At 71.7% G+C, this 19,617-nt stretch carries 15 protein-coding genes; 6 read left to right on the top strand and 9 right to left on the bottom strand.

The features are described from left to right. Positions 1–111: 111 nt before the first annotated feature. The 8 genes from VMD91_16930 to VMD91_16965 all read right to left on the bottom strand — a co-directional run bounded on the left by VMD91_16930 (position 112) and on the right by VMD91_16965 (position 11,744). A complete protein-coding gene (locus VMD91_16930; GenBank protein ID HTW85757.1) occupies positions 112–1,692 on the bottom strand; it encodes an ABC transporter substrate-binding protein in 1,581 nt (526 codons plus the stop codon). A gap of 2 nt (positions 1,693–1,694) precedes the next feature. Next, positions 1,695–4,589 carry a prolyl oligopeptidase family serine peptidase gene (locus VMD91_16935; GenBank protein ID HTW85758.1) on the bottom strand — a complete coding sequence of 965 codons (2,895 nt, stop codon included), beginning with the start codon at positions 4,587–4,589 and terminating at the stop codon, positions 1,695–1,697. 25 nt (positions 4,590–4,614) lie between these two features. Further along, positions 4,615–5,535, bottom strand: a complete 921-nt coding sequence (locus tag VMD91_16940; GenBank protein ID HTW85759.1) for a branched-chain amino acid transaminase — start codon at positions 5,533–5,535, stop codon at positions 4,615–4,617. Positions 5,536–5,740: 205 nt separating this feature from the next. Beyond that, entirely contained in the window at positions 5,741–6,610 is an 870-nt protein-coding gene (locus VMD91_16945) for a fumarylacetoacetate hydrolase family protein (protein HTW85760.1), read from the bottom strand. 147 nt (positions 6,611–6,757) lie between these two features. Next, a complete protein-coding gene (locus tag VMD91_16950) occupies positions 6,758–7,399 on the bottom strand; it encodes an ATP-binding cassette domain-containing protein (protein ID HTW85761.1) in 642 nt (213 codons plus the stop codon). Beyond that, complete coding sequence (locus VMD91_16955; protein ID HTW85762.1) at positions 7,396–8,169, bottom strand: ABC transporter permease; 774 nt, start codon at positions 8,167–8,169, stop codon at positions 7,396–7,398. The genes VMD91_16950 and VMD91_16955 overlap by 4 nt, the downstream gene beginning before the upstream one ends. A gap of 12 nt (positions 8,170–8,181) precedes the next feature. After that, the gene (locus tag VMD91_16960; GenBank protein ID HTW85763.1) at positions 8,182–11,028 is read right to left on the bottom strand and encodes a SpoIIE family protein phosphatase; all 2,847 of its coding nucleotides are present in this window, start codon (positions 11,026–11,028) and stop codon (positions 8,182–8,184) included. A 113-nt stretch (positions 11,029–11,141) separates the two neighbouring features. Beyond that, the gene (locus VMD91_16965) at positions 11,142–11,744 is read right to left on the bottom strand and encodes an HU family DNA-binding protein (GenBank protein HTW85764.1); all 603 of its coding nucleotides are present in this window, start codon (positions 11,742–11,744) and stop codon (positions 11,142–11,144) included. Here VMD91_16965 and VMD91_16970 point away from each other — a divergent pair. The 3 genes from VMD91_16970 to VMD91_16980 all read left to right on the top strand — a co-directional run bounded on the left by VMD91_16970 (position 11,698) and on the right by VMD91_16980 (position 15,923). Continuing rightward, positions 11,698–13,374: an alpha/beta hydrolase-fold protein gene (locus VMD91_16970; GenBank protein ID HTW85765.1), complete on the top strand. Its 1,677-nt coding sequence runs from the start codon at positions 11,698–11,700 to the stop codon at positions 13,372–13,374. The two genes, VMD91_16965 and VMD91_16970, sit on opposite strands and share 47 nt — an antisense overlap. Positions 13,375–13,557: 183 nt before the next feature. Beyond that, positions 13,558–15,216 carry an NADPH-dependent assimilatory sulfite reductase hemoprotein subunit gene (locus VMD91_16975; protein ID HTW85766.1) on the top strand — a complete coding sequence of 553 codons (1,659 nt, stop codon included), beginning with the start codon at positions 13,558–13,560 and terminating at the stop codon, positions 15,214–15,216. Next, complete coding sequence (locus VMD91_16980) at positions 15,213–15,923, top strand: phosphoadenylyl-sulfate reductase (GenBank protein ID HTW85767.1); 711 nt, start codon at positions 15,213–15,215, stop codon at positions 15,921–15,923. Before VMD91_16975 ends, VMD91_16980 begins: the two co-directional genes overlap by 4 nt. Here the strand turns inward: VMD91_16980 and VMD91_16985 are convergent. Continuing rightward, complete coding sequence (locus VMD91_16985; protein HTW85768.1) at positions 15,892–16,509, bottom strand: hypothetical protein; 618 nt, start codon at positions 16,507–16,509, stop codon at positions 15,892–15,894. The two genes, VMD91_16980 and VMD91_16985, sit on opposite strands and share 32 nt — an antisense overlap. A gap of 36 nt (positions 16,510–16,545) precedes the next feature. On the opposite strand from VMD91_16985, the gene VMD91_16990 reads away from it, so the two are divergent. Genes VMD91_16990 through VMD91_17000 form a run of 3 tightly spaced genes read left to right on the top strand, consistent with a single transcriptional unit; the run spans position 16,546 to position 19,603 of the window. Further along, complete coding sequence (locus VMD91_16990; GenBank protein HTW85769.1) at positions 16,546–17,649, top strand: NADH:flavin oxidoreductase/NADH oxidase; 1,104 nt, start codon at positions 16,546–16,548, stop codon at positions 17,647–17,649. A gap of 14 nt (positions 17,650–17,663) precedes the next feature. Further along, the gene (locus tag VMD91_16995) at positions 17,664–18,338 is read left to right on the top strand and encodes a response regulator transcription factor (protein HTW85770.1); all 675 of its coding nucleotides are present in this window, start codon (positions 17,664–17,666) and stop codon (positions 18,336–18,338) included. Further along, positions 18,335–19,603 (top strand): HAMP domain-containing sensor histidine kinase, encoded by a 1,269-nt coding sequence (locus VMD91_17000; GenBank protein ID HTW85771.1) that lies wholly within the window; start codon positions 18,335–18,337, stop codon positions 19,601–19,603. The genes VMD91_16995 and VMD91_17000 overlap by 4 nt, the downstream gene beginning before the upstream one ends. Positions 19,604–19,617: the final 14 nt, after the last annotated feature.

The following is a 19,617-nucleotide window of genomic DNA, read 5'->3' on the forward strand; positions in this document are numbered from 1 at the left end:
GAGACGGTCCCCAGCAATGCAGCGACCAGGGCGATACTAACGCGCCGGAACATGCACCGGGATTCGCGAGCCCGTGGCCGACGGCCCGCCGCCGGCACGTGGTTTTACCGACTACCTACGCAGTTGCCAGCGTTGCGCACCGGCGTCTTGGGTCACCAAGGTGGGCGAGAAGCCGGTCAGATCGTCGCGGATGGCCGAGATCGCGACGGGCGAGGCCAAGAACGCGATCGGCACGTCGCGCAGCAGCAGCGCTTCGACGCGCGCGTACGCCGCGCGCCGCGCCGGCTCGTCGTACGAGCGCAGCGCGTCGCGCTGCGCGGCGTCCATCGCGGCGCTGCAGTAGAACGAGTGATCGTAACCGTTGGGCGGCCGCTGGTCGCACATGAACTGGCCGCTGTCGTCGGGATCCATGCCCGCGTACCAGCCGTAGATCGCGATGTCGTAGCGGCCGCGGCTGAGAATGCCGCCGCTCTCCGGCGGCGCGTCGTACTGGTTGCCGACGTACGGATGGATGTGCACCTCGACGCCCAGCGCGTGCAGCTCGCTCTGCAGCGCGACCGCCTCGACCTGGTGGGTGTGGTAGTTGCCGATGATCGCAAGGTCGAGCGCGAGTGGGTGCGACGGCCCGTAGCCTGCAGCCGCAAACAGCCGGCGCGCGTCGGCGGGATCGTGGCGAATCGGCGGCAGCTGCCGATCCGCGGCCCACAGCGCGACCGGCAGGTCGGCGATCGCCGGCGCATAGAGCCCGTGCGTGACGTTGGCGCGAAAGGCGGCGGCGTCCATCGCTTCGGCGATCCCGCGCCGCACCCGCAGGTCGTTCGTCGGGGCGCGGGCGGTGTTCATCATGATCCCGTAGTACGCGTTGAGCGGTGCGGTCGCGACGTGCACGTGCGGGATGTCGGTCGCGCCGGCGGCCGCGTTGGCCGAGATGCCGATGACGGCGTCGAGCTCGCCGGTGCGCAGGCCGACCAGCTGGCTGTTCTCGTCGGGGATGAAGTGCACGCTGATGCGCGGGATCGACGGCGCACCGCCCCAATAGCGCGGGTTCGCGGCCAGCTCGAGCCGGTCGCCGCGCACCCAGCGCACCAGCCGGTACGGTCCGGTGCCGACCGGCGCGCTGCCCAACGTCGAGCGTGTGAGCGGACCGTGCAGCAGCGCGGCCGGCGCGAGGTAGTACGGCGCGTCGCTCTCCGCGAAGACCGTGCCGACGAACGGTGCGAACGGCCGGCGCAGGCGGAACACGACCGTGTAGGGGTCGGGCGTCTCGACGCGGACGACCTGATCGTAGCCGTGCCGCGTCTGCACCGGGTTGCGCGGGTCCATCACCGCGCGGAACGACGCCAGCACGTCGGCGGCCGTGAACGGCCGGCCGTCGCTCCAGCGCACGCCGTGCCGCAAGCGGTAGGTGATGCGCGTGCCGTCGGCCGAGATGCCGCCGTTCTGGCGCGTCGGCACCGCGACCGCGAGCGCCGGGACCGGCCGTCCTTGCGCATCGCACGCGATCAGCGGGTCGAACACCAGACGATCGATCTCGTTGTCCTGGATCGACTCCGCCAGGATCGGATCGAGCGAGTGGGGCTCGGTCGAGATCGCCAGCCGCAGCTCGTCGGGCGGCAACGGCTGCGCGGCGCGCCCGACGCAGCCGGCGAGCGCCGCCAGCAGCATCGCTGCGAGCAGCGCGCGCGTCCGCATCGTCAGTCCGGCTCGCCGTAGAGCGGGTGCACGTCGCGCTCGCCGCGGTGCAGGTAGTCGACGCCGTCGAACCACGCCGGCCGCGGCGCGCCTTGCAGCCAGTAGTCGAACCACTCGTCCAGATGAACGGTCCACCATTTCTGCTGCTCGCGCCCGCGCAAGTTGTGCTCCTCGCCGTCGAACGAGAACAGGTACGCGATCTTGCCCAGGCGGCGCATCGCGGTGACGTACTCGATGCCTTGGAACTGCGGCACCGCCCCGTCCTGGTCGTTGTGGATCGTCAGATAGGGCGTGGTGACGTTGCGGATGCCGAACAGTCCGGAGTTCTCCAGGTAGAGATCGGGGCGGTCCCACGGCGTCGCGCCGATGCGCGACTGCGTGTGCTCGTACTGCGACTCGCGCACGATGCCGCTCTCGAGCCGGATTCCGCCGTAGGCGCTGAACATGTCGTCGACGGCCGCGCCGGCTTCCGCCGCCCGGAACTCGTGCGTCTTGGTGAGCAGGTAGTTGATCTGATAGGCCGCCCACGAATGCCCGGCGATGCCGATGCGCGCCGGGTTCACGTAGCCGGTGCGCACGGCCGCGTCGACCGCCGGCAGCAGCGAGTCGACGGCGCTCTCGCCCGGATGCCCGACCCGGTAGTGGATGTCCGGCAAGAGCACGACGTAGCCGCGCGAGACGTAGCGGGTGAAGTTCGGGCTCGTCCCCGGAGCCGGCGAATAATAGCTGTGGAACATGGCGGCCCACTTCTCGTAGAAGTAGACCAGCATCGGCGCCGCGTGCGTCGGCTGGAGCCCGTCGGGCACGAGCATGACCGCGCGCAGCGGCGTCCCGTCGCGCGCGGTGAAATTGATGAGGCGCTCGGTGCCCCAACGATAGCGTGCTTGTTGCGGGTTCGCGTCGGTCACGCGCACCGGCTGCGTGAAGGCCGCGTCGGTCGCCCACCAGTTGGCCGGCTCGCGGAACGTCGCGCGCGTGAAGAGGTAGCGATCGGCGTGCCGCGCCGTCAGCGGCGGCCGCGCGAGATCGTGCAGCGGCGCCGTGAACGGCAGCCGGAAGCCGTTGACGTTGGCGTCGACCTTTAGCAGCGTCGCCGGTGTGCCGCCGTCCGCCGCCACCCGCGCGTAGCCGCTGGCGAAGCTGCGCTCGTCGAGCAGCGAGAGCAGGATCGGCTTGGCCGGATCGTACGCGGTCGCGTCCGGATCGGGTTGCACGGGGCTGAAGACCGTGTGCGCGCGCGCGCCGGCGCCGCTGGTGAGCGAGCGGACCGCGCCGCTGTCGGGATCGGCGAGCCAGACGTCCTCGCGGTCGTAGAGCAGCACGGCGCGATCGTCGGCGAGCCAGCCGCCCCAGCCGTACGGCTGCGGCGGCAGCGGATGGTCGTCCTCGCGAAACCAGAACGTGACCGGCGAGCGCGCGCCCAGCACGACGCGATGCCCGTCGGCGGTGCGGATCGCGACCCAGTGCCGGGCGTGCTCGTCCCACGTCAGCGCGTAGCGGCCGGCGGGCGAGAGCGCGCTGCCCGGCGCGTCGCGCGCCAACAGGCGCCGCGTCCCGTCGGCGAGCGAAACCGCGTACAGGTCGCGATAGTCCTCGCCCAGCCACGACGATGCGCGCCGGTACGCGCGGTCGTCGACGCCCAGCGCCGTGGTCGGATTCTCGTTGCGCTCGACCTCGCGCAGCGTCGGCGAGGCGAGCTGCGCGAAGCGCCGGCTCGTGAGGTCGTAGACCGCCAGATAGGTGCGCTTGCGCTCGTCGTCCGCGTCGTGCTTCTGCTGCGACTGCAGGACGTCGTCGTTCCAGCTCCACTGGTCGACCTTCATCGGCTCGGGCGTGCCCGAGGGGAGCGGCGTCGGCGCCGGCGCGGTGCCGAAGAAGACGCGGGCGCCGTCCCGCGAGAACGCGACCGTCCCATTCGTGTTGGGGGTCGTGTCGGTGGGCAGGCCCGGCGTCGCGACGTCGACCGCCCTCACCGCGACCAGCTTGGGGGCGCGCAGGTCGACGACGTAGAGCGCGTCGTGGGGGACCGCTTGCGCGTAGCTCGCGACGTCGCTGAGGAACGCGAGCGCGCTGCCGTCGCGCGCGAGCGCGAGGTTGCGGTAGCGGCCGTCGCCGGTCAGGACGTCGGACGTCGTGCCGTGCACGGCGTCGTAGACGTGCACGCCGTCGCCTTTCCCGTCCTTGGTCTGCGTCGCGTAGGCGACGAACCGGTCGTCGTCCGAGAGCGCGACGTCGGTCGCGTTCGGCACGACGACGCGCGTCCCGGCGACCAGGTCGCGGATCGTCAGCGCGGCGCCGGTGTCTTTCGTCTTGTCGGCCTTCGGCGCGGGGAGGGGCGACGGCGTCGGCGCCGGCGAGCCGCTCGCGGGCGCCGCGCTCGGGGCGCTCGCCGGCGATGGGCTGGGCGAGGGGGGCACCTCGGCGCGGTAGGCGATGACCGGACCCTCGTCGCGCGCGACCAGGATCGTCTTGACGTCGTTGACGACCTCGGGATCGCCGGTCGCGCTCAGATCGAGGATGCCCACGCCGTTCTTCGGCTGCTGCGCCGGCGGCTTGTGCGCTTTCTTGGCGGCGTCGACGTCGCGCGCGAGCGCGGTGTGCGTGTAGACGACGAACCGGCCACGCGCGGCGAAGGCCGGCGCCGTCCCGCGCGGCGCGCGCCGTTCGCTGGCGCTCGCCAGATCGCGCACCACCAGCGTCGGGTCGCCGTCCTCCGGCGTGAGCGCGTATGCCAACAGCCGGCCGTCGTCGTCGACGACCGGCGTGCGAATCGCGTTCCAGCCGTCGTAGGCGGTGTAGTCGAGCGGAACCGGGGCGTCGGCGCCGCCGGGCCGCGGCAACGCCGGCAAGAGCGCGCAGACGAGCGCGCACGCGAGAAGAGGACGGGCGCCGAGCATGTCGGCGTCCGTACCCCTCAGTCGTCTAGGAGACCTGCGTCAGCCAAGGCCCGGGCGCTTCGCGCCGGCCCCGCACGACGTCGGTGTAGATCTCGCGCAGCCGCGCGGTGATCGGACCTTCGTCGGCCCACAGCCGCTCGTCGACCGCCGAGATCGAGACCACCTCGGCGGCGGTGCCGGTGAAGAACGCCTCGTCGGCGTCACGCAGATCGTCCATCGTCAGCGGCCGCACCCGCGAGGTGATCCCGGCTTCGCGCGCCAGCGCCAGCACGCTCGCCCGGGTGATGCCCGGCAAGATGTCGGCGTCGGCGTCGTTGGTGATCAGCACGCCGTCGCGAATGACGAAGATGTTCTCGCCCGAGCCCTCGGCGACGTCGCCGCGGTCGTTGCGCAAGATCGTCTCGTCGTAGCCGCGGTGGTGCGCCTCGGCCAGTGCGCGAATCGAGTTCGTGTAGTGCCCGCCGGCCTTCACCGTCGAGGGCAGCGCGCGCGAGGGCGTCTTCATGTGGGGCGAGATGGTCGCGCGCAGGCGCGGCGTCTCGGTGACGCCCGCGAACAGTCCTTCGAACGGCAGCACGGCGATCATGACGTGCACCGGGCACTCGCGGCCGGGGTTCAGGCGCACGGTCTCGCCCCCGAAGAACGCCAGCGGGCGGACGTAGGCCGCGTCGCGCCCGCTGGCCTTGACCGTCTCGACGATCGCCGCCCCGAGCTGGTCGGCGTCATAGCCCAGCTCCATCCCGTAGGCGGCGGCACCGGCGACGAGCCGGTCGACGTGCTCGCGCAGCCGAAAGATCGCCGGTCCGCGCGGCGTCGGGTAGACGCGAATCCCCTCGAAGACCGAGGAGCCGTAGTGAAGCGCGTGGGTGAGCGCGTGCAGGCGGAGCTGTTCGTCGTTGAGCAGGTGGCCGTCGAGCCACACGGTCGTGGCGGTGCGGGTGATCACGGGCGGGTGCTCCTGGGGCGGTCAGACGCGAACGCCCCGGCCGTTTGGGCCGGGGCGTTCGTTCATCTAGCGGGTGCTTGGTGCTGGCTGCTACGCGAACGACGATCCGGCCGACGGGACGTACCCGACGAGAATTTTCGCTACCGGAAGACCGAATCGCGCTGCGATCATGCCGAACGACCGTAGCATGCCGCTCGGGTGACGGTCAAGCGGAAGGCTCGGCGACGGCCGGGTTCTCGAGCGCGCCGATCCGCTCGATCTCGACCCGCACGCGCTCACCGGGCTTGATCCAGCGGCGCGGGTTGCGCGACATGCCGACGCCGGCCGGCGTCCCGGTCGCGACGATGTCGCCCGGCTCGAGCGTCATCACCGCCGACAGCTCGGCCACCAGCCGCGGCACGGAGAAGACCATCTGCGCCGTCGAGGAGTCCTGCAGCACCTCGCCGTCGATCGAGCACGCGATGCGCAGCGCGTTGGGATCGGGGATCTCGTCGGCGGTGACGACGTACGGGCCGCACGGGCCGTGCGTGTCCCAGACCTTGCCCATCGTCCACTGCGAGGTGCGCGCCTGGTAGTCGCGCACGCTGACGTCGTTGAAGCAGGTGTAGCCGCCGATCACCGCCAGCGCGTCGGCTTCGGCGACGTGCCGCGCGCGCGTCCCGACGACGAACGCCAGCTCGGCCTCGTAGTCGACGCGGTGCGAGGCCGCCGGGATGACGATCGGGTCGCCGTCGGCGATCAGCGTGTTCGGCCACTTCGCGAACACCGCGACGAAGCTGGGCAGCTCGAGCTTCACCTCGGCGGCATGATCGCGGTAGTTCAAGCCGATGCAGATGATCTTGGCCGGATTGGGGACCGGCGGCCGCAATTCGATCTCGTCGCGCCGCGAGCGATAGGCGGGCCCGGCGGCATCGGCGGCGCGCGCCGCTCGGGCGAGCACCGCGGGGCCGCCGGCCAGCACGCCCGCGACGCTGTCGGGCAGGTCGGGATCCGCCGCGAGCAGGTCGACGATGCCTCGCTCGGTCCACGCGCCCACCCGGTCCGGGCCGCCGGCGCGAAAAGTGCAAAGTTTCATTCGAACGATCAGCCTCCGGATGATGTTTGAAGGGCGTGGGCGCAGGGTATTCTTCGCGCCGAGGGGCCCGCTGCAACACTCTTCTGCCCGCCCTCACGAGTGACGGCGTCGTCTGCACCGCAACACGGTAGGCGACGCCGTTCTCGTTCACGAGCTCACCCGCCCGCGATCGATGTGGACCGTCGGGGCGCCGGCGAAGGCGGCGGTGTCGTGGGCGTCGTGGGTGACCAGCACGACCGGCACGTCGAGCGTGCTCAGGGTCTCCCGGACCTCGCCGCGGACGCGCGCGCGCGTCGTCGGGTCGAGCGCGGCGAACGGCTCGTCGAGCAGCAGGGCGCGCGGCGTCCAGGCCAGCGCGCGAGCGAGGGCGACGCGTTGGCGTTCGCCGCCCGAGAGCGCGCGCGGCCGCGCCGCGGCCAGCGCCGCGATCCCCAGCCGTTCGAGCCACGTGCGCGCGATCGCGTACCGTTGGCCGCCGCCCACGCCGCGCGCGGCCAAGCCGAACGCGACGTTGTCGAGCACGGTCAAGTGCGGAAAGAGGGCGTACTCCTGAAAGACGTACGCCACGTCGCGGCGATGCGCGGGTACGTGCGCGCGGCCGTCGTCGAGTACGCGGCCGTCCAGCGTGACGCGGCCGGCGTCGGGCCGGACCAGGCCCGCGATCGTGCGCAAGAGCGTCGTCTTGCCGACCCCGCTCGGACCGGTCAGCACGGTGACGCCGCGGTCGAACGCGACGGTGGCCTGCAGCTCGAAGCTGCGCAGCCGTTTGCGGATCGCGAGCTCGATCATACCGCGCGCTTCTCGAACACGCGCGCGGCGACGACGATGATCAGCGCGACGGTGACCAGCACGACCGCCAGCGCGCCGGACAAATCGAGGTCGCCGCTCGAGAGGCCGAGATAGACGGCGATCGGCATCGTCTGCGTGACGCCGGGCAGGTTGCCGGCGAACATGATCGTCGCGCCGAACTCGCCGAGCGCGCGCGCCCAGGCCAACACCGCGCCGCCGGCCAGCGCGGGCAGCGCCAGCGGCACCGTCACCAGCGCGAAGGTGCGCAGCGGCCCGCTGCCCAGGGTCGCCGCCGCGTCCTCGTAGACGCGCTCGACCGACCCGAAGCCCGTGCGCGCGGCGCGAATGTAGAACGGCGCGCCGACGAACAGCTGCGCCAGCACGACCGCCGCGGTGGTGAACGCCAGCCGCACGTGCAGCGCGTCGAGCGCCGGCGCGGCCCAGCCGTGGGTGCCGAACACGAACAGCAGCGCCAAGCCCGCGACGGCGGGCGGCACCACGATCGGCAGGTCGACCGCGGCGTCGGCCAGCGTGCGCCCCGGAAAGCGTCCGCGCGCCAACACGTACGCCAGCGGCGTGCCGAGCAGCAGCGTGAGCGCCAGCGAGGCCAGCGTCGTGAGGAACGAGAGGCGCAGCGCGGCGAGCGCCGGCGGTGAGGTGACCAACGCGACGAAGCGATCCGGGCTCAGGTGCGCGTACAGCGAGCCGAGCGGTACGACGATGAACGCGAGGAAAATCGCCGAGGCGAGCACGACCGCGACTCGAAGCATGCTTCGCGTCCGCTACGACCGCAGCGCGCCGGACCCTGTCGCCTCGAAGGTTACCGTCACCCGTGTGCCGCCCAGCGGCGTCGATTGGATCGCCAGCCCGTCGGCAATGGCGCGCACCAGCGCGAGGCCGCGGCCGCTCTCGGAGTCCGGTGCGGTCGGAGCGCTCGGCGGGGCGAAGCCGGTGCCGCGGTCCTCGACGGTCAGCTGCACGCGCCGCTCGTCGCGCCCGACGATCACGCGCACCGGTCCGGGCGCGTGACGCACGGCGTTCGCGATCAGCTCTCCGAACGCGAGCTCGCTGGAGAAGCGCGTCTCCGGACGTCCGGTCCACTCCGCGACGAGCGCGCCGACCTCGCGGCGCACCATCGTGCCGGTGCGTCCGTCCCCGCTGGTGAACGACCACGCCCGTTCGTCGCCGGCGACCGGTGCGGCCAGCCGGTCGAGCGCCACGGTCAGGATCGCGATGTCGTCGCTCGGCTCGTCGTCGCCGAGCACTTCTTTCATCAGCGCGCCGGCCAAGTGATCGAGGTTCTCGGGCACCAGCTCGCGGATCGCCAGCTCGATGCGGCGTTCGCCTTCCTCGAGGTCGCGCGCGAACTCCATCAGGCCGTCGGTGAACATCACCAGCGTGCTGGGCGCGCTCAGCCGCAACGCGAAGTCGACGCCCTCGTCGTCGCGCAGCCCGAGCGGCAAGCCGGCCGTCGAGAGGCGTCGAACGCCGGTCTCGTCGACGAGCAGCGGCGCCGGATGTCCGGCGCTGGCGTACGCGAAGTCGCCCGTCGCCGGGTCGAGCAGACCGAAGATCGCGGTGACGAAGACGTTGCGGCCGCTGGCGACGAGCAGCTGGCTCGCGCGGTCGAGGATCGCCGCGGGTTCGGCCGACTCGAAGGCGGCGGCGCGCAGCGCTTGACGGATCTCGCCCATGATGACGGCGGCTTCGAGCCCGTGCCCGGTCACGTCGCCGATCGTCACCGCGACGCGCCCGTCGGGGATGGTGAACGCGTCGTAGAAGTCGCCGCCGACGCGCTGCGACTCGGACGCCGCCGAGTACGACGCCGAGAAGCGCACGTCGCGCAGGATCGGCAGCTGCGCGGGCAGCATCGCGCGCTGCAGCGCGTCGGCGGTGGTGCGTTCGCGTTCGTACAGGCGCGCGTGCTCGAGCGAGAGCGCGGCGCGGCGCGCGAACTCGCGTACGACCCCGACGTCGTCGGCGTCGAAGCCGCCTTCGGTGCGCGCCAGCGCCAGCACGCCCAGCGGACCTTCGGAGCCGATCAGCGGAACGATCATCGCGGCGCTCGCGCCGGTCGGATGCAGCCACGGATCCTCGAAGCGCGGCGCCGTGAGCACGACCGGATCGATGCCGGCGACGATGCGTTCGAGCGTCGCGCCGAGCGCCGGCTGGACCGGCGTGCCCAGCCAACGGCGCGCGCCCATCTCGTCGGCGAGGTCGACGCTGCCCAGGCCCGCCAACGCGTAGCGCCCCTCCTGGTTGCGCAGCGCGACCCAGGTGCGATCGGCCAATCGCGGGACGAGCAGCGTCTTGACCGCGCCGACGGTCGCGACCACGTCGAGCGAGGCGCCCAGCCGTTCGCCGGCGCGCGAGAGGAACGCCTCGCGCTCTTCGAGCCGCTTCTGCGCGTCGACGTCGGTGGAGGTGCAGATCCAGGCGACGATCGCGCCGTCGGGATTGCGCACCGGGACCGCGTTGGCGAGGAACCAACGCGCGCGACCGCCCAGCTCGCGCAACCGCACCTCGGCGGCGAACGGTTCACCGCTGCGCACGCTGCGCGACCACTGCTCGCGAATCGCGGGCTCCTGCGGCGGATCGATCGCCGCGCGCCAACCGCCGCCGCGCGCGTTCTCGAGCGGCAGCCCCGTGTACGCGACCCAGCGGTCGTTGACGTACTCGACCTCACCCTGCGCGTTGGCGGTCCAGATCAGCTGCGGGACGACGTTGGCCAGCGAGGTGTAGCGCGCTTGGCCCGCGGCGAGCGCTTCGGCGGTGGTGCGGCCACGCGCGGCCAAGCGCAGCACCAGCTCGTTGAGCTTCACCAGGAACACCGCCAACACGATCAACGTCCCCAGCAGCTCCTCGAAGCGCGCGGCGTACCAGCCGACGGAGAAGCGCGCGCCGCCCAGCTCGCCTGCGCTGATGATCGAGACGGTGCGCGAGAGCAGCACGACGGCGAGCCAGACTTCGGTGACCGTGCGCAGCCGATCGGCTACCACCGCCAGCGCGACGATCGTCAGTACCGCGATCGCCGGCGCGACGGCCAGCGTCCAGAGCGGCTGGTAGGTGTCGCCGGCCGTCAGGTGCGGCAGCGCCGCTCCGCCGCGTATCATCCCGACGGCGGCCGCCACGAAGAGCGCCACGATCGCCAGGCCCAGCGCGCGCACGTTCCGGCGCGAAAGCTGCCAGCGTCGCCGCGCGGCCAATCCCTCGGCGATCATCAGCAGCGCGAAGCAGACGTTGCCGGCCACGTAGCACCAGGACGCGGTCTGCGGTGCCGCGCCCAGCGCGATTCCCGGCACGAACGCGTCGGGAAAGGTCAGCAGGTAGACGATCTGCCAGCCGGTGGCGACGGCGTAGGCCAACGCCGAAAGCGCCAGCTTGAGGTCGCGCGCCGATCGGTACTGCACGTACAGCAGCAGCGTCGTGAGCACGAGTGCGACGATGCCGGCGCCGACGACCGACGGCAAGAAGCCCGGCACCGTGGCGAGCCGCAGCGAGGCCAGCGGGACGCTGCAGGCCAGGAGGATCAGGAACGCGAGCGCGGTGACGATCGCGAAACGCCGGTCGTTGCCGGTCGCCGGCGCGGTCGCCACGTTTTCGATCGCGCGCGTTTCGAACTGCGTCACAGCACGCCGATCATACCCACGGCGGCGACGAAGTCGTCGCCGGAGAGGAGCGAGCCCGACCGTGCGTCCGTGGGGCGAGCGGTCGGGCTACTCGGGCGCCGAAGCGCCGGGGATCAGCGGCCGCGCTTCTTCGCGGCGACCTTGCGCGCCGGCGCCTTCTTGGCGGGGGCGGCCTTGCGCGCCGGCGCCTTCTTCGCCGCGGCCTTCTTGGCGGGAGCCTTCTTCGCGGCCGCCTTCTTCGCCGGAGCCTTGCGACCGCCGCGCGCGCTCCCGACCGCTTCCTTGAGCTCGCGACCCGCGGTGAACTTCAGCACGCGCTTCGCGGGCACGTGCACCGGCTCGCCCGTTTGCGGGTTGCGCGCGATGCGCGCGGCCCGGTCGCGGATGCGGAACACGCCGAACGGGGTCAGCGCGACCTTGTCGCCCGATTTGAGCACGGTCGTGATGCGATCGAAGAGCGCTTCGACCAGCTCGCCGACTTGCTTGCGCGGGAGCTCATGTTCTTCGGCGAGCTCGCGCACGAGTTCGGATTTCGTCAATGTTTCTTCTCGTTTCGATGAGGAGAGTTGCAGCTCGGAGAGCCGTTTGCGCCCTGATACTCCGCACCGGGCGTTCGCCCTGCAAAAAATGCGGAGGACAACGGCAAATTTTGCGCGCAACGACGCCCGGATGCGGCTTTTCCACAGCCTGGCGGCGGCGTTGCTGCTCCTCTCCATGGGGCCGCCGCCGGCGGCGCTCGGCGCGACCGGCGGTGCGGAGCCGGCCGGACCGCGTGTCGTGGTGACGTTGCCGGCCGGCGCGCGCGGACCGCTGACCGGGCGCGTCTACGTCGCGTTCTCCCGTACCGCGTCGCCGGAACCGCGCACGGTGGCCGGCGATCTCGCCGACAGCGTCCCGTTCTTCGCCCGGGACGTGGGCGCGTGGCGAGCGGGCCAGCGCGTCGCGATCGGTGCGGACACGGCCGGCTACCCGGTCCCGGCGCTGCGCGACATGCCGCCGGGCACCTATTACGCGCAAGCGATTTTCAGCGTCTATACGCGCTATCCGCGTGCCGACGGCCACGTGATCTGGGCCCATCAGGATCACTGGGAAGGCCAAGAATTCGGCCTGAGCCCGGGCAATCTCGTCAGCGCGGTGACGCGCGTGCGGATCGGGCCCGGCGCGCCGCCGATCGTGCTGGCGCTGACCCGCGTGCTGCCGCCGGTGCGCGTTCCGGCCGACACGCCGTGGGTCGTCCACGTGCGCATCCGCAGCGCGCTGCTCTCGCACTTCTGGGGCGTACCGCAGTATCTGGGCGCGACGGTGCTGTTGCCGAAAGGCTACGCGCTGCACCCGCAGCGCCGCTATCCGGCCGTCTACCAGCAGACGCACTTCACGCTGCGCGCGCCGTTCGGCTTCGATCCGAGCGCCAAACCGCCGACCGCCGCGGAGCAAAACCGGCTGGCGCGCTTCGGCGGGCGCGCCAGCCGCTACGCGTTCACGCGGGCCTGGATGCGCGGTGACGCGCCTCCGATGGTCGCGGTGACGTTCCTGCACCCGACGCCGTATTACGACGACTCCTACGCCGTCGACTCGGTCAACGACGGACCGTACGGCACCGCGATCATGACCGAGCTGATCCCGTATCTGGAAAAGCGCTTCCATTTGATCGCCGCCGGCGACGCGCGTTTCCTGATCGGCGGTTCGACGGGCGGCTGGGAAGCGCTGGCGCTGCAGATCTACCACCCGAACGACTTCAACGGCGCGTGGGGGCTGTATCCCGATCCGGTCGATTTTCACCGCTTCCAGCTCGGCGATCTCTACACGGACGCCAACGCGTTCTACGAGCCGTATGCCGCGTGGAATCTCGCCGAGATCGGCGCGCAGCGGCGCGCCGACGGCCTCCAGGTCGAGACGATGCGTGGTGAGAGCCGGCTCGAGTACGTGCGCGGCTCACACGGGCGCTCGACGGAGCAGTTCAACGCCTGGGACGCCGCGTGGGGACCGATCGGTGCCGACGGGTATCCGCGCGAGCTGTGGGACAAGCACACCGGCCGTATCGATCGCGGCGCCGTGCTGTGGTCGCGCGCGCACGGTTACGACTTGACCGACTACCTCGTGCGCAATTGGGCGCGCATCGGCCGATCGCTGGTCGGCAAACTGCACGTGGACGTCGGCGACGCCGACGACTACTACCTGAACCTCGCTTGCTACCGCATGCAGCACGCGTTAGCCCACCTGACCCCCGGTCCGCAGGCGGAGTTTCGTTATGGCCGGCCGCTCGCGCCGCACGGATGGCAGAGCACCTCGGATCTGGGATTCTTGCGCGCCATGTGGGCACGCGTGCCGAGCGCGCTGCGCCCTTGACGCTCCCGCGGGCCTGTGATAAGGTCCGTGCACATGTCCTTCACCTGTTGTCTCTCGATGATGCAGTGTTCCACGGGCCTTCGGACCCGGCGGTCGGCAACGTCATGAGGCGATAACGGCATCGCAGCGACGTTTTGAGCCCCCGCCATCCGGCGGGGGCTCTTCGTTTTTCCGGGGAGTACGATGAGCAAGCTCGACGTCGAACGTGCCAAGGCGCAGAGCCGCGGCCTGCGCGGCGATATCGCCGAGGAGTTGGCGCGGCCGACGGCACGTTTCGACGAAGAATCCGCCGCGCTGCTGAAGTTTCACGGTAGCTACCAGCAAGAGAACCGCGATCGGCGCAAGGCGGCGCGCGCGGGCGAGGCGGAGCGCGCCTACGGCTTCATGGTGCGCGTGCGCGCGAGCGGGGGCCGCGTGCCGGCGCGCTTGTGGTGCGCGGTCGACGACCTCGCCGACCGGCACGGCGACGGCACGATTCGGGTGACGACGCGCCAAGGACTGCAGCTCTACGGCGTCCCCAAGCACGACCTGCGCGCGACGATCGGCGAGGTGATCGCGAACCTGGGTACGACGCTGGCGACCTGCGGCGACGTGGTGCGCAACATCGTCGCGCCGCCGTGGCCGTACGCGCACCCGGCGTATGCGCACGTGCGCGAGATCGCCGCATCGATCGCGCGGGCGACGTTGCCGCGCACCGGCGGGTATCTGGAGATTTGGCAGGACGGCGAGCGCGTCCACGCCGAGGGAGACGAGGACGACCCGCTCTACGGCGCCGCCTATCTGCCGCGCAAGTTCAAGATCGCGGTGACGGTGCCGGGCGACAACAGCGTCGACCTCTACACCAACGACCTGGGCATCGTCCCGGTGCTCGACGCCGACGGCGCGACGATCGCCTACGATCTGACCGCGGGCGGCGGCCTCGGGCGCACGCACGGCAAGACGACGACCTTTCCGCGCCTGGCCGACGAGCTGGCGTCGGTGTCGCCCGAGCGGCTGCTCGACGCGGTGTGCGCGATCGTCGCGGTGCAGCGCGACTTCGGCGACCGCACCGACCGGCGCCACGCGCGCCTGAAGTATCTGCTGGCCGAACGCGGCGCGGCGTGGTTCCGCGCCGAAGTCGAGCGGGTGGCGGGCTTCGCGCTCGGGCCGTGGCTGCCGCTGCCGGCGTGGAACGACGTCGCGCGCTTCGGCTGGCACGCGCAAGGCGACGGGCGCTGGTTCTACGGCCTGCACGTCGCCAGCGGCCGCGTCGCGGACACCGGCGCGGCGCAGCTCAAGCGCGCGCTGCGCGCGCTGGCCGAGCGCGGCGTCGACCTCGTCGCGACGCCGGGCCAGCAGCTGCTGCTCGTCGACGTGACGGCCGATCGGCGTGCCGCCGTCGAGGACGTGCTGCGCGCGCACGGCGTGGGCGATCCCGCGGCCGTTTCGCCCGTGCGCCGGCGTGCGCTGGCGTGCCCCGCGCTGCCGACCTGCGGCCTGGCGCTGGCGGAATCGGAGCGCGTGATGCCCGACGTGTTGAGCGCGATCGAGGACGCGCTCGCGCGGGCCGGGCTGCCGCGGGAGGCGATCGCGATTCGCATGACCGGCTGCCCCAACGGGTGCGCGCGCCCGTACCTGGCCGAGATCGGGATCGTCGGGCAGAGCCTCGATCGGTACCAGATCTATCTGGGCGGCACGGCGGCTTCGACGCGGCTGGCGCAACCGTGGCGCGACGGCGTGCGCGCCGCCGAGATCGCCGCGTCGCTCGCGCCGCTGTTCGTCGCGTTCCGCGGCGAGCGCCGCGACGGCGAGACGTTCGGCGACTGGGCGGCGCGCGCGGTGACGGCGCCGGTTCCGGCATGACGCCGGCCGCACGCGCGCGCGCGCTGGTGGCGCGGACGCTGGCCGCCCACCCGGGGCGCGTCGCGCTCGCGTGCTCGTTCGGTGGGCCGGCCGGGATGGTGCTGCTCGACCTCGTCGCGCGGCTCGACCGCAGCGTGCCGGTCTACTATCTCGACACCGGCCTCTTGTTCCCCGAGACCTACGAGCTGGTCGAACGTGCGTCGCGGCGCTACGGCATCGTGCCGCAGGCGGTGCGGCCGCGGCTCTCGCTCGGTGCGCAGGCCGCCCTGCACGGCCAAGCGCTGTGGGAGCGCGATCCCGACCGCTGCTGCGCCCTGCGCAAAGTCGAACCGAACCGTGCCTTCGTCGCGGGCTACGCGGCGTGGCTGACCGGGATTCGGCGCGCGCAGACCGTGCAGCGCGCCGACGTCGTGCCGGTCGCCGACGAGGACGGTGTGCGAAAGATCAGCCCGCTGCACGATTGGAGCGACGCCGAGGTGTGGGCGTACGTCAACGCGCACGACGTGCCGGTCAACGCGCTGCACGCCGACGGCTACCCGAGCATCGGCTGCGTGCCGTGCACGCAGCGGCCGCTCGACCCCGCCGATCCCCGCTCGGGGCGCTGGGCCGGCTTCGGCAAGACCGAGTGCGGGCTGCACCTGCCGCCGGCGGCGGCCGCACCGGCGGGAGAAGCCGTCAGTGCGAGCGCGGCGGGGGCGGCGAGCTGACGGCCGGGACGACGATCGTGTTGGCCGGATCGTTCCAGCCGGTGAAGGCCTCGCTGATGAAGCCGTTGGCGCAGGTACGCGGCAAGTACGTCGCCTTGTCGTAGGTGCAGGTCATCGCCGCCTGGATCGATTGCGGCGTCGTGCCGACCGGCGGTGCGAGCGTGATCTGGTAGACGCCCAGGACCTTGCCGTCCTCGGTCCGGTCGGGCAGCGCGCGGATGTGCGTGGCGTCGAGCATGCTCTGCACCATGCCCGGGTCGGACGAGGCGTCGGGAGCGAGATCGTGGACGCTCCACGCGCCGCCGTTCATGCGCGTGTAGACCTTGCCGTCGGCCGAGATCGACTCGCTGACGACCGTCCCGCCGGCCATGATCAGCCGCATCCGCTTCGTCGGCACCTCGACGGTCATCGTTCCGGCCACCCCGCTGCCGGTCGGACCGCTCATCTCGAGCCGGAACGACTGCACTTTGGCCAGCGCCCCCACGATGCGCGCGCCCAGACCCGAGGGATCGTTGGCCGGCGCGGTCGCCGCGCGGGCCGCTTCCGGACCGGCCGCGAGCGCGCTCGCGGCAGCGAGGGCGGCCACGAAACCGAGCCCGCGTCGGCGCGAGTCACAGCGGGCATGTCCGCGCTGTTCGACCCCTACCAGACGCGCGAGGTTCGCGTGCGCAATCGGATCGTCGTCTCGCCGATGTGCGAGTACTCGTCGACCGACGGTTTCGCCAACGACTGGCACCTCGTGCACCTGGGGAGCCGGGCGGTCGGCGGTGCGGGCCTGGTGCTCACCGAGGCGATCGCGGTGACGGCCGACGGGCGTATCTCGCCGCAGGACCTGGGAATTTGGCAGGACGCGCACGTCGAGAACCTTGCCCGGATCGCCCGCTTTTGCAACGAGCAGGGCGCTGTATGGGGGACACAGTTGGCCCACGCGGGCCGTAAGGGCTCGACCCTGCGCCCGTGGGAGGGGAACGGTGCGGTGCCGCCGGCCGACGGGGGCTGGACCCCGGTGGGCCCCACCGACGCGCCGTTCTCGCCGACCTATCCGATCCCGCACGCGCTCGACGAGAGTGAGATCGCGGAGATCATCGCGGCGTTCGTCGCGGCCGCCCAGCGCACGCTGGCCGCCGGTGGCCAGGTCATCGAGCTGCACGCCGCCCACGGCTACCTGGTCCATCAGTTCCTCTCGCCGCTGGTCAACACGCGCACCGACCGCTGGGGCGGCTCGTTCGAGAACCGCACCCGGCTGGTCCGCGAGATCGCGCGCGCGGTGCGGACCGTCTGGCCCGAGCGCTTTCCGTTGTTCGTGCGCGTCTCCGCCACCGATTGGGTCGCGGGCGGCTGGGACGTCGAACAGACGATCGAGCTGGCGCGCGCCCTGCGCGGCGAGGCGGTCGACCTGATCGACGTCAGCTCGGGCGGCGCGGTTCCGGTCGCGCCCGACGCGATTCCGGTCGGGCCGCTGTACCAGACGCCGTTCGCGCAGCGCGTCCGGCACGAAGCGGGCATCGCGACCGGTACGGTCGGCATGATCGTCGAGCCGGCCGACGCCGACGCGATCGTCGCCGACGGTCGCGCCGACCTCGTGTTCCTGGCGCGCGAGCTGCTGCGCGATCCGTACTGGCCGTTGTTCGCCGCGCGCGCGCTGGGGACCGAAGTAAACTGGCCGCCGCAGTACCAGCGCGCACGTGGAGATCGTGCAAAGATGCGGGTGCCGTCGACCGTCTAGCGGAAAAACAACGCGTGCGGATTCTGATCGTAGAGGATGACGAGCGCATCGCCGGTCCGGTCGCGGACGATCTGCGGCGCCAACGGCACGTCGTCGACGTGGCCGACGACGGGCGCAGCGGCCTGGACTTCGCGCGGTCGGGCGCGTACGACCTCATGCTGCTCGACATCATGGTCCCGGGGACCGACGGCTTGACGATTTGTCGACGATTGCGCGAAGGCGGGGATCACGCCATGATCCTGATGATCACCGCGCGCGACGGCGTCGAAGACAAGGTGGCCGCGCTCGACGCCGGCGCCGACGACTATCTGGTCAAGCCGTTCGACCTGGCCGAGCTCTCGGCGCGCGTACGGGCGGTCTCGCGGCGCTCGCGTGAAGCGCGCCCGCTGCTGCTGCAGCACGGCGACCTGACCATCGACCAGCGCGCCGCGCGCGTCTCGTACGGCGGCAAGACGATCCCGCTCACGCGCACCGAGTACGCGATCCTCGAGACGCTGATGCGCAACACGCGACAGATCTTCACCCGCGCCATGCTGCACGAGCGAGTGACGACGTTCGAGAACGGCGGCGGTCCCGAGTCGATCAAGACGCACGTCGCCAACCTGCGGCGGCGTCTGCGTGAAGCCGGCTGCCCACACGATCCGATCGAAACGGTATACGGGAGCGGCTACCGGCTCGCCGACCCGTGAACGTCGTGCGGGCGGCGGTCCCGCGCCCGCTCGAACGACGCCTGCTGATCGCGTACCTGGGCGCATTCGCGGTCGTCATCGCACTTTTCGCGCTTGCGCTGCGCTTCGTCTTCTTCGAGACGCTGCAGACGCAGATCACGGCCCGGCTCGACACGCTGGCGCGCGCCGGGACCGCATCGGTCACCTTCACGCCGCACGGCTTCATCGTCGACCAGGAGAGCTTGGGCGGCTTCTCGGTCGTGCCGCGCACCGAAGGGCTGCAATGGTATGACGAAACCGAGCACCTCGTCGCGACGCGTGGTCTGGTGCCGCCAGGACCGCTGGCACCGACCGAAGGCCGAGAGACGTTCCACATCGCCGGCGGCACGCTCGACACGTACACGGTCGAGCTCGAAGTGCCCGGCACCGGCCGCTCTCGCGGCTGGGTGCGCGCGAGCGAGTCGGAAGATACGCTGACGGCCTCGAGCAAAGCGCTCGACATCGCGATCGCGTCCGGTGCGCTGTTGGCGATCATCGTCGGCGCGTACGGCGGATCGCGCTTGGCGCGCGTCGCCGTCGAACGCGACGAAGCCAGCATGAGCCGGTTGCGCGAGTTCACCGCCGACGCCGCGCACGAGCTGCGCGCGCCGGTCTCCGCACTGGCCGGCACGGCCGACGTTGCGTTGCGCGAAGAGCCCGATCTGCCGCTGCGCACGCAGCGCCGGCTGCACGCGATCCACGAGATCGCCGACGACATGCGGCGCTTGGTCGACGACTTGCTGATCTTGGCGCGCGCGACGCAGTCGCTCGAGCGCGAGATCTTCGTCATCGATCTGCGCGACATGCTCGATCGATTGCAAGGCCGGTTCACCAAGCCGGCGCGCGAGCGCGACATCGCCTTTCGCATCGCGCCGAGCGATCCGATGCGCATCTACGGCAACCCCGATCAGATCGAGCGCATCGTCGCGAACTTGGTCGACAACGCGATCAAGTATACCGAGCGGGGCGGCAGCGTCGCGATCGCCTGCGCGAGCGACGAGACGCGTTTGTGGATCACTGTGCGCGACTCCGGAATCGGGATCGCGCCCGAGCACCGCGAGCGCGTCTTCGACCGCTTCTGGCGGGCCGATCCGGCCCGCGCGAGCGAGTCTGGGACCGGGCTGGGACTGGCGATCGCGCGAGCGCTCGCACGCAGGCACGGTGGAGACATCGCGGTAGTGAGCGAGCTGGGACGCGGCAGCACGTTCACGCTGACGTTGCCGCGCCGCCCGCCCGCGTTGTCTTGACGATTTCCTGACTG

The organism is Candidatus Sulfotelmatobacter sp. (assembly GCA_035504415.1).
GTDB lineage: Bacteria > Vulcanimicrobiota > Vulcanimicrobiia > Vulcanimicrobiales > Vulcanimicrobiaceae > Vulcanimicrobium.